18 protein-coding genes are annotated in these 17,152 nt (G+C 36.8%); 13 read left to right on the plus strand and 5 right to left on the minus strand.

Annotation, left to right across the window (positions count from 1 at the left end; genetic code table 11):
• Position 1: 1 nt before the first annotated feature.
• The gene (locus RM706_RS03735; protein ID WP_311349683.1) at positions 2-883 is read right to left on the minus strand and encodes an AraC family transcriptional regulator; all 882 of its coding nucleotides are present in this window, start codon (positions 881-883) and stop codon (positions 2-4) included.
• Positions 884-1,087: 204 nt separating this feature from the next.
• On the opposite strand from RM706_RS03735, the gene hemA reads away from it, so the two are divergent.
• The 12 genes from hemA to RM706_RS03795 all read left to right on the plus strand — a co-directional run bounded on the left by hemA (position 1,088) and on the right by RM706_RS03795 (position 11,605).
• On the plus strand, positions 1,088-2,344 hold the full coding sequence (hemA, locus tag RM706_RS03740; RefSeq protein ID WP_311349684.1) for a glutamyl-tRNA reductase: 1,257 nt from the start codon (positions 1,088-1,090) through the stop codon (positions 2,342-2,344).
• Entirely contained in the window at positions 2,341-3,264 is a 924-nt protein-coding gene (gene hemC, locus RM706_RS03745; RefSeq protein ID WP_311349685.1) for a hydroxymethylbilane synthase, read from the plus strand. Before hemA ends, hemC begins: the two co-directional genes overlap by 4 nt.
• Positions 3,239-3,907: a uroporphyrinogen-III synthase gene (locus RM706_RS03750; RefSeq protein WP_311349686.1), complete on the plus strand. Its 669-nt coding sequence runs from the start codon at positions 3,239-3,241 to the stop codon at positions 3,905-3,907. The genes hemC and RM706_RS03750 overlap by 26 nt, the downstream gene beginning before the upstream one ends.
• Positions 3,900-4,928: a uroporphyrinogen decarboxylase gene (gene hemE, locus RM706_RS03755; protein WP_311349687.1), complete on the plus strand. Its 1,029-nt coding sequence runs from the start codon at positions 3,900-3,902 to the stop codon at positions 4,926-4,928. Before RM706_RS03750 ends, hemE begins: the two co-directional genes overlap by 8 nt.
• 9 nt (positions 4,929-4,937) lie before the next feature.
• Positions 4,938-5,477, plus strand: a complete 540-nt coding sequence (locus RM706_RS03760) for a GNAT family N-acetyltransferase (protein ID WP_311349688.1) — start codon at positions 4,938-4,940, stop codon at positions 5,475-5,477.
• The gene (locus tag RM706_RS03765; protein ID WP_311349689.1) at positions 5,474-5,968 is read left to right on the plus strand and encodes a DUF6973 domain-containing protein; all 495 of its coding nucleotides are present in this window, start codon (positions 5,474-5,476) and stop codon (positions 5,966-5,968) included. Before RM706_RS03760 ends, RM706_RS03765 begins: the two co-directional genes overlap by 4 nt.
• Entirely contained in the window at positions 5,965-6,867 is a 903-nt protein-coding gene (gene hemF / locus RM706_RS03770) for an oxygen-dependent coproporphyrinogen oxidase (RefSeq protein WP_311349690.1), read from the plus strand. Before RM706_RS03765 ends, hemF begins: the two co-directional genes overlap by 4 nt.
• A 16-nt stretch (positions 6,868-6,883) precedes the next feature.
• Entirely contained in the window at positions 6,884-7,672 is a 789-nt protein-coding gene (locus RM706_RS03775) for a PhzF family phenazine biosynthesis protein (protein WP_311349691.1), read from the plus strand.
• Between the two features lie 23 nt (positions 7,673-7,695).
• The gene (gene hemB, locus RM706_RS03780; protein ID WP_311349692.1) at positions 7,696-8,685 is read left to right on the plus strand and encodes a porphobilinogen synthase; all 990 of its coding nucleotides are present in this window, start codon (positions 7,696-7,698) and stop codon (positions 8,683-8,685) included.
• Positions 8,686-8,806: 121 nt separating this feature from the next.
• Complete coding sequence (locus tag RM706_RS03785; protein WP_311349693.1) at positions 8,807-9,958, plus strand: serine hydrolase domain-containing protein; 1,152 nt, start codon at positions 8,807-8,809, stop codon at positions 9,956-9,958.
• A gap of 55 nt (positions 9,959-10,013) precedes the next feature.
• A complete protein-coding gene (locus RM706_RS03790) occupies positions 10,014-11,135 on the plus strand; it encodes a CNNM domain-containing protein (protein WP_311349694.1) in 1,122 nt (373 codons plus the stop codon).
• Complete coding sequence (locus tag RM706_RS03795; RefSeq protein ID WP_311349695.1) at positions 11,135-11,605, plus strand: methylated-DNA--[protein]-cysteine S-methyltransferase; 471 nt, start codon at positions 11,135-11,137, stop codon at positions 11,603-11,605. Before RM706_RS03790 ends, RM706_RS03795 begins: the two co-directional genes overlap by 1 nt.
• 76 nt (positions 11,606-11,681) lie before the next feature.
• Here the strand turns inward: RM706_RS03795 and RM706_RS03800 are convergent, their stop codons facing one another.
• From RM706_RS03800 to RM706_RS03815, 4 genes are all read right to left on the minus strand, one after another.
• Positions 11,682-12,395, minus strand: coding sequence for a pirin family protein (locus RM706_RS03800; RefSeq protein WP_311349696.1), 714 nt, complete (start codon positions 12,393-12,395; stop codon positions 11,682-11,684).
• Positions 12,396-12,477: 82 nt separating this feature from the next.
• Positions 12,478-13,386 carry a DUF5996 family protein gene (locus RM706_RS03805; RefSeq protein WP_311349697.1) on the minus strand — a complete coding sequence of 303 codons (909 nt, stop codon included), beginning with the start codon at positions 13,384-13,386 and terminating at the stop codon, positions 12,478-12,480.
• A gap of 310 nt (positions 13,387-13,696) precedes the next feature.
• On the minus strand, positions 13,697-15,028 hold the full coding sequence (locus RM706_RS03810; RefSeq protein ID WP_311349698.1) for an MFS transporter: 1,332 nt from the start codon (positions 15,026-15,028) through the stop codon (positions 13,697-13,699).
• Positions 15,029-15,174: 146 nt separating this feature from the next.
• Positions 15,175-16,338 carry a YncE family protein gene (locus RM706_RS03815; protein WP_311349699.1) on the minus strand — a complete coding sequence of 388 codons (1,164 nt, stop codon included), beginning with the start codon at positions 16,336-16,338 and terminating at the stop codon, positions 15,175-15,177.
• A 74-nt stretch (positions 16,339-16,412) separates the two neighbouring features.
• On the opposite strand from RM706_RS03815, the gene RM706_RS03820 reads away from it, so the two are divergent.
• The gene (locus RM706_RS03820) at positions 16,413-17,126 is read left to right on the plus strand and encodes a 3'-5' exonuclease (RefSeq protein ID WP_311349700.1); all 714 of its coding nucleotides are present in this window, start codon (positions 16,413-16,415) and stop codon (positions 17,124-17,126) included.
• The last annotated feature ends 26 nt before the right edge of the window (positions 17,127-17,152 follow it).

The raw sequence follows: 17,152 nt of genomic DNA on the forward strand, positions 1-17,152 counted from the left end.
TTTACGCTGTTGAAGTTAAATATTTTTTTGGGGTAATGCCATATTTCTTTTTAAAGGATGCTATAAAATGACTTGCGGTGCTATAGCCTACTTTATGCCCAACTTCATTGACGTTATGCTTGCCTGTTTCTAACATTTTTCGAGCATATTCCATCTTATAATCAAAAAGGAATCCAAAAACCGAGTCTCCATAAATCTGTTTGAAACCTTCTTTCAATTTTTTAAGGCTGAGGCCAATTTCATCAGACAATTCAGTAAGCGTTGGTGGTTCCGTCATTCGTGCAATTATAATTTCTTTAGCTTGGCGAATGCGGTGCACATTATCTTCATCAGCCAAAAAAGGACATTGCTCTAAATCAGCATCTTCAGCCTTATTGAAATACAATGATATCAACTCATAAATTTTGCCCTTTACATACAATCTCTTAATCGATGGATGAAGGTTATAGCTCATTAATTGGCTCAAAACAACAGCCATAGCTGGGGTCAAAACTTCCTGCGAGTAGTATTTTTTTTCTCCTGAAACATCACTTAAAAAGGGGATATAATTTGCTTCATTAGAGAATAGGGAATGGAACTTTCTAATGGTCATTACTACAGAGAGCATCCATGAATTGGGCTGCAAAACCACATTCATGGGTAAGTCTTTTTGCGTGTTGTACAGCAAAAGTGAGTTTTCTTCAGAAACCTCAAGGGCGTACCCTCCATCATTGAACAAAAATTTTATACTTCCTTTTAATGCAAAATGAAATTGAATATAGGTACTATCTATATCTCGCACCACGGTTTTAAAGTCTTTCGTATCATTTTGAATTTTAAGTACATAGAAGCCTTCATCAATCAACACTTCATCGTAGGAACCTATAGCGACATTTTCTTTCATATATTCTACTTTTTATGGAATAAAAATACTATTTAGAATCACTCTAAACAAATATAGATTTTTCAAAAAGCTTAATAAAAATAGTGTTTTTCAAACATTTTGACGATAATTTAAATTTGTTCAGCATAATGCGACACAATTTGTACCGCTAGCGTTATTTTTTAATTCTTAAGCAAATTATTTTTGCCAACAGGTTTGAGCTGAATGAAGAACTATCATATTTCAAAACATCCATCTTTCTATGCCGTTGGCTTGAGTTATAAAAAGGCTGAAGCAGAAGTTCGTGGAAAGTTTAGTTTAGATGTTCTCAAAATAGACAAGATTATCCTTGATGCCAAACAACAGGGCATTGAGGGGCTTCTCACCATTTCTACCTGTAATAGAACCGAGCTATTTGGTTTTGCTCAACATCCTTACCAACTTATCAAATTGCTGTGTGAACATACCAAAGGTACTGTTGAAGAATTTCAGGAAGTCGCATATGTATACAAAAATCACGATGCAATTGACCACCTCTTCAAAGTAGGCACCGGTCTGGATAGTCAGATTTTAGGAGACTTTGAAATTATAAGTCAAATAAAGCAAAGTTTTTCAAGGTCCAAAAAGCACCAAATGACCAATCCTTTTTTAGAGCGTTTGTGTAATTCAGTTATCCAAGCAAGCAAGCGCATCAAAAACGAGACAGAGCTTTCGAGCGGTGCTACCTCAGTCGCTTTTGCATCAGTAAGATTTATTTTGAATTCGTTCCCTAATGTGTCAGAAAAAAATATCTTGCTTTTTGGTACGGGTAAAATTGGTCGAAACACTTGCAAAAATCTTATAAAGCATACTGGTAATTCCCATATTACCCTTATCAATAGAACCAAAGAGAAAGCAGAAGCTATAGCTGGCAAGTTTCATTTGGTAGTCAAAGATTATGGAGACCTGCAGACCGAGATTCGTAAGTCAGACATTTTAGTAGTGGCCACAGGCGCGCAACTTCCAACGGTATCTAAATCACTTTTACATACTAAGAAACCACTCTTGATTTTAGATTTATCCGTACCAAAGAATGTTTCAGATGATGTGATAGAATTAGAGAATATCACTTTAGTACATTTGGATCAGCTATCGCAGATTACTGATGAAAACCTGAACAGAAGAAAAGAATACATTCCCAAAGCATATTCTATTATTGAAGAAGTAAAAGATGACTTTATCAAATGGTTGGAGAGCAGAAAGTTTGCCCCCGTCATTAATGCGTTGAAAAATAAATTGATGACCATGAAAGAAGAAGAGCTCGACTTTCACTCAAAAAAACTGAGCGACTTTAACCAAGAACAAGCAGAAATTGTATCAGAACGTATCATTCAAAAAATAACAAAGCAATTTGCCAACCACTTGCGAAAATCTGATGCCGATACAGAAGATAGCCTTGCCCTTATTCAAAAAGTATTTCAATTAGAACTGAAGAGCAAATGAAAAATGTAATTCGCATTGGCACACGTGATAGCGAACTAGCATTGTGGCAAGCTACTACGGTTCAAAATAAATTAGAAGCTCTTGGGCATAATACTGCTTTGATTCCTGTAAAATCCACTGGCGATTTGGTTTTGGATAAGCCCTTATACGAAATGGGTATTACCGGGATATTTACCAAAACATTAGATGTTGCTTTGATTAAAGAAGAAATTGACATTGCAGTGCATTCTATGAAAGATGTGCCAACTCAATTGCCAAAAGGAGTTGTAAAAACCGCTGTTTTAGAAAGAGCAGATACGAATGACATTCTTGTTCATAAGGGCACTGATTTTCTGGATAACGAAGGAACCATTGCCACAGGAAGTTTACGACGCAAAGCACAATGGTTGGCAAAATACCCTAAACACAAAGTCGTCGATTTAAGAGGAAATGTAAATTCTCGATTGATAAAACTAATTGAGAACGACTGGCAAGGTGCTGTTTTTGCAAAAGCTGGTTTAGAACGCATCAAACTTTTACCCAAAGACGCCCTTGAACTAGATTGGATGTTACCTGCACCTGCTCAAGGTGCTATGTTGATTGTTGCATTAGAAAAAAATGAAGCGGTAGTTGAGGCTTGCTCTGAATTAAATCATGAAAATAGCAATATAACAACTCTTGTAGAACGTGAGTTTTTACGAACCCTTGAAGGCGGTTGTACCGCCCCCATTGGCGCTTTGGCAGAGATAAAAAACAAAACGGTATATTTTAAAGGTTGTCTGCATGCACTAGATGGAAGCACTTCTGTAGAAGTAACAAAAGAAAGGTCACTTAATAAAGTTATGGGATTTGGAAAAAGCTGTGCCTACGAAGTTTTAGAAAGCGGAGGGAAACAATTAATGGATGAGATAAAAAATGAACTCAACAATTCTGTCCACTAAAAAACTGTCGGTTTCTCAAAAAGAATTATTACTCAATGCTAAAGTTGGTTTTGTGGAATATGATGCCATAAAAATTGACTATTTAGATTTTTTGATAAACACTGGTTTTGATTATTATCTATTCACAAGCCAAAATGCAGTTAACTCTTACTTGAAGAATATTTCTGCGATTAAAGCTGTTCAAAAAGAAGTTTTTTGCGTAGGTACTAAAACAAAAGCCTTATTAGAAGCGAACGGATTTAAAGTTATAGAAATAGAATCCGATGCAAATGCTTTAGGCAAAATAATTGTGGAAAAACACCAAGAAAAGTCATTTTTATACTTTACCGGAAATTTAAGAAGGGATGAGTTACCACAAGAGTTAAAAAAATATAATGTTCAGTATAAAGAAGTAGAGGTTTATCAAACTTCTTTAATTGAAAAACGTTTTAACAGACAATTTGATATTATTATGTTTTTCAGTCCTAGTGGTGTTAAAGCTTTTGTTGCACAAAACGATTTAGAAAACAGCATCGCCTTTTGTATTGGAGAAACAACAGCCAAAGAAGCAAAAAAATATACCGAAAAGGTAATAATTGCCAATAAACCGACTATTGAAAATGTATTAGTACAAGTAATTAAACATAGCAGTTACAATGATTAAGAACGATCTATTCTTAAGGGCTTTAAATGGTGAAACGGTTGAAAGACCTCCCGTATGGATGATGCGCCAAGCTGGTCGCTATTTACCAGAATTCATGGAAATCAAAGCAAAGTATGATTTCTTTACGCGCTGTCAAACACCTGAACTGGCTTCAGAAATAACGGTTCAGCCAATACGCCGGTACGGTATGGATGCCGCAATCTTATTTAGTGATATTTTGGTGATTCCACAAGCGATGAATATTCAGGTGGAAATGAAACCAAATTTTGGTCCCTATTTACCTAATCCGATTCGTAAAGCTGAAGATTTGAATCGCGTAATAGTCCCTAACATCGATGATACCTTAGGCTACGTGATGGGTGCCATAAAAATGACCAAAGAAAAATTGAATGATGATATTCCCCTAATTGGTTTTGCAGGCTCTCCATGGACCATTCTTTGTTATTGCGTGCAAGGCCAGGGTAGCAAAAATTTTGACTTAGCAAAAGGCTTCTGTTTTACACAACCTGAAGCTGCCCATCAATTATTGCAAAAAATAACAGATACCACAATTGCCTATCTCAAAGAAAAAGTCAAAGCGGGTGTCAACGCGGTTCAAGTTTTCGATTCGTGGGGAGGTATGCTTTCTCCGACTGATTATCAAGAATTTTCGTTTCAATACATTCAACAAATAGTTGATGCTCTAAAAGATGAAGCTCCGGTGATTGTTTTTGGAAAAGGATGTTGGTTTGCATTGGGCGATATGGCTAAATCTGGAGCTGCTGCCTTAGGTGTTGATTGGACTTGTTCGGCACGAAATGCTCGATATTTGAGTGGCGGTAAAATCACCTTGCAAGGTAATTTTGATCCCTCTAGACTTTTATCTCCCCCAAAGAAAATTAAAAAAATGGTGCACCAAATGATCAGTGAATTTGGTAAAGACCAATATATCGTAAACCTAGGTCATGGTATTCTACCCAATATTCCATTAGAAAATGCCGGAGCTTTTGTTGAGGCCGTAAAAGAATACAAAGCGCTTTAATAACTCAAGATGCAAATCGATTTTGAAAATTACAGTATCGCTCCTATCCAACATAAAGATGCTTGGAGGATATGCGATTTTATTGTTTCCAACACAGATAGATTAAAGGCATTTTTTCCACTGACTTTAAAAGCCAATTTAACCCCTACCTTATCTGAAATCTTTGTAAACAATAAGGTCAAACAATTTCAAAATCAAAAAGAATACCTTTTTACGGTTAAAGAAAATACCAATCGTACTATCATAGGCTTAATTTATGTAAAAGAACTACAGAAAGTACCTCTACAAGGTGAGTTAGCTTTTTGTATAGGTTATCAATACGAAGGCAAGGGGCTAACTTCAAAAGTTGTATCAAAAATTATTATCTGGGCCTTTAATGAAATAAAATTGAATACACTTCAAATTATATCACATAGAACCAATATTGGGAGTATTAGAATAGCTCAAAAGAATGGGTTTATATTTCGGAAGACATTATTAAAATCCCATCAAAAGTATAATGGAGAGTTTGTCGATATGGAATTGTATGAGTTATATAATCCAAAGTGAATGTAATTGCTATAATAAAGCGAATTGATTTAGCTTCATTTTGGATGTTGCTAAGACTTTGTATCAAACACCCCTTGTTTCTTTGGCCAACCTTCAAGGCTACAAAGGTTTGCTTGCAAGTCTCTACCCAACATTTTGGCACTGCGCATTATCAAAATACTCCAGCCAACGCCTTTCGTCATGCGTATTGGAATTACTTAATTGCTAGAAAATGTACCAAATGGTCTGAAAGTAACAAGAAAATCATGAACTGGACCTCGGCAATAACAGATTGGCACGAAAACGCCTTTAAGAATAGGCCTTTAGCAAGACTTATGGATTTGCACAACAATAAGATTGGAAGAACAGTTTTTTTAAATAATTCTAAGCAATCAACGGAAAAAGTACTTCTTATATTTCTTGAGATGACCAAAGACTCCATAAAGATTTCAAAAGAAGAAGAACTCCCAAAAAACATCAATAACTTAGTGCATATTACCGATTACCAATGAAAGATCAATTTTATTCTTACATACAAGAATTACAAGACAAGATAACTTCAAAACTTGAAAAGGTTGATGAAAAGACCAAGTTTCAAGAAGATATTTGGAAAAGGCCAGAGGGCGGTGGTGGCCGAACTCGAGTTATCGAAAATGGGAATGTGTTTGAAAAAGGTGGCGTCAATATTTCAGCAGTTCATGGAGCATTGCCTCAAAGCATGCAGCACTATTTTGATGTAGAAGATGCCGATTTCTTTGCCTGTGGGCTAAGCTTGGTGCTCCATCCAAAAAACCCAATGGTTCCGACGGTACATGCGAATTGGCGTTATTTTGAAATGTATGATAAGCAAGGAAAACTAGTTGACCAGTGGTTTGGTGGTGGTCAAGATTTGACACCATACTACCTTTTTGAAGAAGATGCAGAACATTTTCATAGGATTTGCAAAGAAGCTTGTGACAAACACCATCCAGATTTTTATACTTCTTATAAAAAACGCTGTGATGACTATTTTTGGAACGCCCATAGAAACGAAGCAAGAGGTATTGGTGGTCTCTTCTTTGATTATTGTAAGGCAAATGAAGAAATGAACATGCAAGCCTGGTTCAATTTTGTGACTGAAGTAGGAAATAGTTTCTTAAACAGTTATATACCAATTGTTATGAATCGTAAAGACCTCATTTATAATCAAAAACAGCGCAATTGGCAAGAAATTCGGAGGGGGCGTTATGTCGAATTTAATCTGGTCCACGACAAAGGCACCTTGTTCGGCCTTCGCACCAATGGACGTATTGAAAGTATTTTAATGAGCTTACCACCCCATGTGCAATGGAAATACGGCCATAATCCTGAAAAAGGTAGTGAAGAAGAAAAATTACTTCAAGTATTAAAAACCCCAAAAGCCTGGGTTTAATGATTAGATTTATAACATGAAATTGAAGATTTACCAAATAGATGCTTTCTCAGACCATGTTTTTGGCGGAAATCCGGCAGCGGTCTGTCTGCTTGATGAGTGGCTAGCCACTGATTTAATGCAAAAGATTGCGGAAGAAAACAATTTAGCCGAAACTGCGTTTATCGTTCAAAAGAATAGCACTTTTGAACTTCGATGGTTTACACCAGAAACAGAAGTCGACCTATGCGGACATGCAACTTTAGCTTCTGCATATGTCATTTACAACTATCATGGCTATACAGAAAATACCATTCGTTTTTATTCTCCAAGAAGCGGTGAATTATTGGTAACACAAAGCACAAGTGGCTTAATGACCATGGATTTTCCTACCGACGAACTTGTTGCCTTACAAGGAAATACAGAAATCAATAAAGCTATTGGTTTAACACCAAGACGCACACTAAAAGGTAAAACCGACTATCTATTGATTTATAATTCTCAAGAAGAAATAGAAGAAATTACCCCAAATTTTCACTTATTAGACCAACTAGATTGTCGAGGGGTTATCGTTTCCGCACCTGGAAAACGTGTAGATTTTGTTTCTCGTTTTTTTTCTCCACAATGTGGAATTCCTGAAGATCCCGTAACTGGTTCGGCACATACCACAATGATACCTTATTGGTCAAAGGTTTTAGATAAGACCAAAATGACAGCAAAGCAGCTTTCTAAACGAGGCGGAGACTTACAATGTGAATATTTAGGGGAACGGGTTAAGATTTCAGGGAAAGCTGTACCTTATCTTATTGGAGAAATTAGTATTTAGTTTAAAGTAATAACTGTATTTATATGTATCCATTAATACGAAACCGTAGGCTTAGAGCTAGTGAATCCATTAGAAAACTGGTTCGTGAAACAATAGTCACTTCAGATGACTTTTTAGTACCTCTTTTTGTTGTGGAAGGAAAAAATGTCAAGGAAGAAATTTTGTCCATGCCTAACTATTACCGCATGAGTTTAGATTATCTTGAAAAAGAAGTAAAGGAACTCTGGCATATGGGGCTTTGTGCTATACTTCTTTTTGTAAAAGTTGACGATACTTTAAAGGACAATAAGGGTACTGAAGCATTAAATACCGATGGGCTGATGCAACGTGCCATAAAGACAATAAAAAATGCTTGTCCTGAGATGTTGGTGATGACAGATGTTGCTTTAGACCCGTTTTCATCTTATGGTCATGATGGTATCGTTGCTGATGGGCAAATCTTAAACGATGAAACCAGCGAAGTACTTGCAGAAATGAGTGTTAGTCATGCACTAGCCGGTGCTGACTTTGTTGCCCCAAGCGATATGATGGATGGTCGTATACTTACCATTCGAGAGGCCTTGGAAGATGAAGGCTTTTTAAACACGGGCATTATGAGTTACTCAGCTAAATATGCAAGTGCTTTTTATGGTCCTTTTCGTGACGCTCTAGATTCCGCACCAGTGAATATCAAAAATGTGCCAAAAAACAAAAAAACATATCAAATGGATTATGCGAATCGCTTTGAGGCTATTCGAGAAACCCAAATGGATATTGATGAAGGTGCAGATATTGTGATGGTAAAACCAGGTCTAGCGTATTTAGATATTGTTCGCGAAATACGAAATGAGGTTGATGTTCCTCTTGCCGTTTATCAAGTTTCAGGAGAATATTCAATGCTAAAAGCCGCTTCAGAAAAAGGGTGGTTAGACCATGATGCGGTTATGCTAGAACAATTGACCGCTATTAAAAGAGCGGGAGCCAATATTATAGCAAGCTATTTTGCAAAAGACTTTATCCGTATTTTAGGATAATCTGAAATCTATTGCCTTGAAGACTAAAAGTTTACTTTTTATACTAATTGGTTTAATTTATTCCCTTAATGCACAGACCACCTCGCTCGATAGTATAACTTTGAGCAAAGTTGATTCGCTAATGAACTTTGCCATAACGCAAGAAGCGTTTCCTGGTGCGCAAGTCATGGTCGCCCATAAAAATGAAGTAATTTTTCATAAGGCCTATGGCTTTCATACTTACGATAGTGTTCAACCGGTTGGTTTGACCGATTTGTACGATTTGGCGTCGGTCACTAAAATTCTTGGCCCCTTACCCGTTTTAATGAAACTAGTCGATGAAGGAAAGGTCAATTTAGATATACCTTTTAGTACATATTGGAAGCCTTGGCGCAAAAAAAAGGACAAAAAGAGCATCACATTAAGAGAAATATTGGCCCATCAAGCCGGATTAGTTCCTTATATCGTTTTCTTAAATAAAGCGACCAAAGGTGGTAAACCAAAGAAACGCTTTATTGCTTCGAAACAAAGCCATAAATATTCTGATAAAGCTTATGAAAATCAGTTCGTGAACAAACGTTTTAAAGACAAGCTGTATCGCATTGTCAACAAGTCCGAAGTGTCTGAAGAAAAGATATATAAATACTCAGGGCTTAGTTTTTTAATCTTTCCTAAAGTCATTGAGCAACTGACCAATCAATCTTACGAAGCCTATCTTCAAGAAAATTTTTATCAAGCCTTGGGTTGTTCAACTTTAGGTTTCAATCCTAGTAACAAAGCATATAACAATAACATTGTACCCACTGAAATAGATACGTTTTGGCGCAAATCATTAGTAAAAGCTTATGTACATGATGAGAATGCGGCATTGCTAGGAGGGGTTTCAGGAAATGCAGGTCTTTTTGGATCCGCGAACGATATCTTAAAAATGATGCTATTGTACCAAAACTATGGTGAATTCAACAAAAAACGATTTATCTCAGAAAAAACAGTACAAGAATTCACCAAAATACAATATCCCACCAATGAAAATCGTAGAGGCCTCGGGTTTGACAAACCGCTATTAGGTAATGACACCCTTTCAATTTCAGCGGCTTACCCTTCACCACAATCAAGCACGTCAAGCTTTGGCCATGCTGGTTTTACCGGGACTTTGGTATGGGCAGATCCTAAAAACCAATTGGTATTTATTTTTCTTTCTAATCGGGTTTACCCTAGTAGAAGTCACCGAAACCTTTATAAATTGAACATAAGAACCAGTTTACAAGATATTTTTTATACAGCTCTTGAATAAAATCTTTCTTTAGTTATATTCCTTTGATTACCTTAGTACCACCTAGAAGCCAACTATGGGTCTCCTTATATTTTACGCCGTAATCTCTATTTTCTTTTCTTTTCTGTGTTCTATTTTAGAAGCGGTACTGCTTAGTATTACCCCAACTTTTGTTAATGTAAAAAAGCAGGAAGGCAAATCTTATGCTGTCGAACTAGAAAATCTTAAGAAAGATGTAGACAAGCCTTTAATAGCCATCCTCACTTTAAATACCATTGCGCATACGGTTGGTGCTATCTTGGTTGGTGTTCAAGCAAAAGTTGCCTATGCAGAACTATACGGATCCGCTAATCGGTCCCTATTCGGAATTGAGTTTACGGAAGATTTAATGGTAGGTGTGGTTTCTACTTTAATGACCATATTAATTCTAGTGGCTTCAGAAATCATTCCTAAAACCATTGGTGCCACCTATTGGAAACAATTGTCCAATTTCACGGCAAAAGCATTAAAAGCGATGGTCTTCCTTATGAAATGGACCGGCTTATTATGGGTGCTTCAACTTTTTACGAAGTTAGTAGGTGGTAAAGGGCATCACGGCAGTGTTTTTAGTAAAGAAGATTTTACGGCAATGACGGATATTGCAGAAGAAGAAGGTGTTTTTCAAGAATCAGAATCTACGGTAATCAGAAATCTTTTGACATTTAGTGAAATACAGGCAAAAGATGTCATGACACCAAGAACAGTCATGAAAATCGCTTCAGAAGATACCACCATTCAGGAGTTTTTTGAGGCCAATAGGCCTTTACGGTTTTCCAGAATTCCTGTTTTCAAAGATCGAGCCGACAATATCACGGGGTTTTTCCTAAAAGATGAATTATTAGAAGCTATTATAAACAAACAAGGAGCGGAGACCTTGGGCACCATCAAACGCGAAATTTTAGTAACCAATAGAGTTAAGCCTATTCCTGAATTATTGGAAAAATTTGTTGATAAGAACGAACATGTTACTCTCGTCGTTGATGAATATGGTTCTGTCAGTGGTTTGGTAACCATGGAAGATGTTATTGAAACATTGCTAGGCCTTGAAATCATGGATGAATTAGACAATGTAGAAGATCTTCAGGTCTTAGCTAGAAAAAACTGGGAGGCACGAGCCAAACGCTTAGGGTTAATTGAAGGCTCAAACGAAGTTGAATAATGGAAACAGCCTACTTAAAAACACCCATCGGTTATGCACAGTTTGAGGGAGACGCAAATGGCTTAGCTTCCGTAACTGTTTTTGATGATGAAAAACCTATTGATATCATTCCTGAAGTTTTAGAAGACGCCGTTTATCAATTTACTGAATACTTTGAAGGAAAAAGAGCGATTTTTGACCTTAAACTAAACCCTCAGGGCACTGATTTTCAAAAAAGGGTTTGGAATGCCTTGCTCGAAATTCCTTATGGTAAAACAACTTCCTACTTAAACCTTTCGAAAACATTGGGCGATCTCAAAGCGATTCGTGCCGTTGCGGCAGCAAATGGTAGAAATCCACTTTGGATAGTGGTTCCTTGCCATCGTGTGATTGGCAGTAATGGTGACCTAACAGGATACGCGGGAGGCTTACATCGAAAAAAGTGGTTATTAGATCATGAAAACCCCGTAAAGCAGCAAAGCTTGTTCTAGACTTTATAATTTACTTAGGTCCATTGACTCTTACTTTCAAAAAAATTGGGTTTACAATACTCTTTAAAAGATCCTCTTAGTTTGACATTGGCACTTCCATGAGCAGAATTTTAGTGAATGAGGTGAACTCAAAATCGATAGATGAAGCATTTCTTATTCCCAATCCATCTCTACTTACAAGAATAGTACCTTCAATGTTACATTCACCTTCCAGCACAAAAACATAGAGCCCGTTCGATACCTCTTTTAGTTCATAAGTGGTAGTATGGGCCTCTTTGAAATGCCCCAAATGAAACCATGCGTTTTGATAAATCCATACACCTTCATCATCCCTATTTGGAGACAAGATTTGCTTGAACGTGTTTTCCATTTCGGTTACATCTAAAGCAATCTGGTCATATCTGGGCTGAACATTGACCTTGTTGGGAATGACCCATATCTGTAGGAACTTGACCTTTCGGTCCATATTTTTATTCTTCTCACTATGTTGAACCCCAGTACCCGCACTCATTACTTGAATGTCGCCAGCACGTATAACGGTCTTGTTGCCCATACTGTCCTCGTGCTCCAAATCTCCCTCAAGAGGAATTGAAATAATCTCCATATTACTATGCCCATGTTTTCCGAAGCCCATTCCTGCGGACACTTCATCATCATTTAGTACCCTTAATACCCCAAACTTTTCTCGCTCTGGGTCATAATAATTCGCAAAGCTAAAGGTGTGGTAACTATTTAGCCAACCGTGATTGGCGTGGCCTCTTGTAGCTGCTTTATGCAATACAATTTCCATAATGTTCTATACTATAATTGTTGATTCTATTTATTTAAGACTTGTCAATACTTCTTCAGCAAAATCATATTGTTGGACCCGTTTAAATTTCACCAACTGTCAAATTACCAATGTCCCATTCTGCAAGTTTTGCTCCAGCTTGATACGTACTTTCCAGAAAATCGAGCAATGCTTTTTTAGGGTTTTCCAGCTTTCTCCATTCTTCGTAATCCAAAAATGCCATTGGGCTTCCATTGGCATCTATCCAATCCGCACTTGATGGGGCAATCTGCTCCTGATCAATTCCTTCAGGCGATGGATAGGTATAAGAATAAAAAGCAGGATTTGGAACGTCCTTATCACCAAACCAAAACCCAAAACTAATGACCTCATGCGAATAGGCATCTCTGTCAGCTGGCCCTGCATCAGGCATTGGAGGCCCTTTTTTTCCTGAAAAGCGAGTGACTGCCAAGTCCATATGGTGCCAATAGAGATGTACCGGACAGGTCTTGCTATAGGAACGGCCGCTAAATTCTTTAAAAATCTGGTCGATATTGACCAACAACCGCCATGCTTGGTTCACTTTATCGGCATCATAGCTTTTATGCATAGTACATTGATCAAAAGGCACCTCATCAGAAAGGTCATAGGGTTTTCCTATAATTTTGGTTTCTATCCCCAATACTCCTAATTCCTGAATTAACCGGGCATAAAAATCGGCAACAGCTAAGCCATCTTTAAGCTCAAAAAAACTACTTTCTCCTTTGCTGGTATGTATTTGGAGCTGATGATTTACAAAATCGAACTGAATGTCAAAAGTAAAGTCGTTATAGGAAATCGAATCGGTATAAAGTCCTCTGCTATTAACATAAAGCGTAATGAACCACCAATGGTTCTTTCTTGGCATATTGGCCAAGCGAATCTTCCCTACAATTTGAATATATCGATGTAATGTTTCTTTTGTGGGTTCCCATTCTTTCAAAGGAAAAAACGGATATTGATAATTGCCCATTGTTTTTTATTAAAAATACTAGTCTTCTATACTTTCTGCAATTGTAACAGATTAAATAAATATTATTAATGAAATTTTTAACAAGCTTAGTTAGCTGCATAAATTATGTTGAAGAGTAGCTATTTAAAATAGAATTTGGAAAAGGTAACTATTCAATAACATGAATCCATAAGTATAAGATATGGAGGGTACAATGTCATACTTGTCACTGCTGCCTACAAAAGGGTGGTTTTGTCAGCCAAAACCACTTCGAAAATAACCAAAATCCAATCTATACGGTGGACAAGGTTTGTATGTATGCACACTTAAATCAGGTAGGTTGCAAAACTTCTACCTTTTTGTTTCTTAAAAGTTTTAAAGCAAGTAAAAGAGCAATGAGAAGAAAAATGAAACTGCCTATAATAAAAACCGAAGTAGCTATTTTTTCAAATAATAGACCTCCAATAACCAATCCAAACATGCTGGCAATGCTCCCCATAGAAGTTCCATACCCTTGAATAGCCCCCTGAGTGCTGCTGGTGCCAGTACGGGATAGGAGTGCCAGAAAACTTGGCCACATGAGCCCATTGCCCAAAGACATGAAGGTGATAGCTACATACAATAAAGCCACTTGCTGTTTTGACATTAAAAAGAAACTAAGCATTAATAAAAGGGAACCGATGAGCACCAATGATTGACTGGAGAAGATTTTGGAAAGCCGGTTCAATAATGGTCCCTGTACCAAAAACATAATCAAGCTGGAATAGGCGAGAAATATACCTAAATCTATGGCAGACCAGTTCAATGCGCTACTGGCATAAATGGGCAAGCCGGCATAGAAAAGACTAAAACCAAAAAAAGTGAGAAAATAAATGCCATACAATATCGGTACGCCCTCTATTTTCAAAACTTGTTTTAGCCCTTTTTTATTTTCTGATTTTAGCGTCTCACTGCCTTCTGTAAAGCAGTCTTTGTGCTCCACTTGAAAAAACCGTCGTACATTCTTTAATGACACATTGCCAGTATCAACAATACACGGAACACTTTCTTCAAGTCTAAAACCTATTACGAATATTGCAATTAAAGATATCACCGTCGCAATCAACAAGGGCAAAACTTCGCCTAGCATAGTGCTGGCTAAAAGACCTGCAAATGCAGGACCAATGACAAAACCTAGGCTGGTCGAGGCTCCCATTTTACCAAAGTTTTGGTTGCGGTCCTTATCGGTCGAAATATCGGACATATACGCATTGGCCACTGATATGTTTCCTCCAGTAAAACCATCGAAAATGCGGGCCAAAAAAATAACTATAAGTGGCAAGGTCATAATATAAGAACCCGCGAGTTCAGTATGTTGTCTCCATAGCTCGGTCTCGGGTAATACAAAAGCCAGGAGAAATAACACCCAAGCTAAAAAAGTACCTGATTGGGAAAGTATCAACACCTTTTTCCTGCCAATTTTATCGGACAACCTTCCCAAAATGGGTGCACCTATGAACTGAAAAAAAGGGTAGGTAGCACCCAATATTCCATAAATAAAACCATTTCCCCCAAAATCGGTCACAATAAAAATTAATATGGGCATCACCACACTGTAACCGAGTATCCCGATAAAATTTACCAGGAGAATAGGGAAAATCTTGGATTTAAAAAAAGTCAGCAATGTTACTATATTTTATAACATTTTCAAGATACTCAATTAAATTTCAGAAGCCGCATACTATCTTTTCAAAGTGCCTTGTTAGAATTTTCATATCACTTTAAACAAAAGATTGACCATGAAAACCCAATAAAACAACAACGTCTTTTTTAGTCAAAAACGATATCCGTTGGAAAAAACGGAAAGGATGTATTGCTTATCAATTCCCCATCTGTAGAAATTTGTAAAACACCGCCCTCGATAGCTGTTTCTAAAAGAGCATACCCAACAAAAAACCTATTTTTTGAACTACTAAAGACTTGGGTGCTTATTGTAATTCTTTTCCCTATTTCTTCCTCCACAGTATCAGCGATAGCAACTAAATCAATTGCAAAATTCTCTTGGGTTTCTAAATCAAAAATTGCCGGACCAGCAGAAAAACGAGCAGGTTGTACAAAAGGTAAAGGATAATACAATTTATTATTTTGTAATACTGCACCATCTAACGGACCGGGCGAAAAACTGCTGTTAAAACCTAACTCAACCATACTAATAAAGAAAAGGCTATCAGCATCGTAAAGCTCAATAGTAGCATTAGCTCCATTTTTAACAACCGCCAGATTGCCAGTTTCATCTATTAAAATACTAATAGGTGTAGTATCAAAATTAAGAATTGTTCCAAGGGTTTTAGTTGTAGTATCATATACTGTAAGTTTATAATTTCCTTTATTATCTAAAAAGGAAATATAGACTTTCTCATCAAATAAAATAGGTTGAAATAAAAGGTTGATATCAAAATCTATAGTCACATCTACACTTTGCTGATTTTGAATTTCTACATCTTGTAGCCCAAGAACTCTAGAACTGCCCGGCTGGAAATATCCAAAAAATACATTGGTCAGGGTATTGGTCCCCCAAACCAGCGAACGTTCTGGCCCATCAACATAAAAATCAACATAATTGGCAACTGCACCGCTTCTTATATTTTTTATATCCAAGGAAAATGCTCCCTGGCTGAACGAATAAAAAGAAAGGAATTCATCTATTTGCCGTAAGGTTAGATACCCCGTTGAAACCCCAATCTCAGTAGTCAAATTGATGAATTCCTCTGTTTCATTTTCAGCATTGTAAGCATACTGGAAAACAGAATTCGCATCTTCTCCAATAACTTGAAAACTTGCAATTGGTGTTTCTTCCTGTTCTTGAATAACGTTGTCATCACTAGAGCAACCCATGGCCAATAGGGCAAAGACTGCCCATACGCTAGTTTTTAATCTCATCTTCTGATATTCTTTTCTTTCTTGTTGAAATGAGGAACTCTCATTTCGTTGCATAGCAATATGACTTTTAATATACAATTTAATTCACGTAATACATTTTAGATCAATGCATTTTAGTATTTTACTTCATGCTTTATAAACTAGATTTAGTCAATATTTTGTTTTTAGATATTGAAACAGTTCCCGAAACTAATACGTTTTCAGAATTGTCGCGGGAAAAACGTTTATTGTGGGAGCAAAAATCTAAGTACCAAAGAAAAGAAGAGTTTACACCAGAAGAATATTATGACCGTGCTGGAATATGGGCAGAGTTTGGAAAAATCATTTGCATTTCAGTGGGCTATTTTACAGAAAAAGGAGCAAATAGAAACTTTAGGGTTACTTCTTTTCATGGTGATGAAATTCAACTTTTAAAAGACTTTAAAAACCTTTTACAAGAACATTTTAACCATGCCAAACATTTGCTTTGTGGCCATAATGGGAAAGAGTTTGACTTTCCATACATTGCTCGAAGAATGCTCATCAACGGTATAAAACTGCCCTATAAACTCGATTTATTCGGGAAAAAGCCATGGGAGATTCCACATTTAGATACCATGGAACTTTGGAAGTTTGGCGACTACAAGCACTATACGTCACTTAAATTAATGGCCAATGTACTTGGCATTCCATCCCCTAAGGATGATATGGATGGTAGTATGGTTCGTGATATATTCTACAAAGAGCAAGATTTAGATAGAATTATCATTTACTGCGAGTTGGATGTGGTAACCACAGCACAAGTTTTACTTAAACTAAGAGGTGATGATTTATTGACCGAGGAACAGATTAAAAAAGTGTGAACTCTGGTTCAAATTTTTTTGAAATG

The sequence above is a fragment of the Croceitalea rosinachiae genome (genome assembly GCF_031846445.1).
GTDB classification, from domain to species: domain Bacteria; phylum Bacteroidota; class Bacteroidia; order Flavobacteriales; family Flavobacteriaceae; genus Croceitalea; species Croceitalea rosinachiae.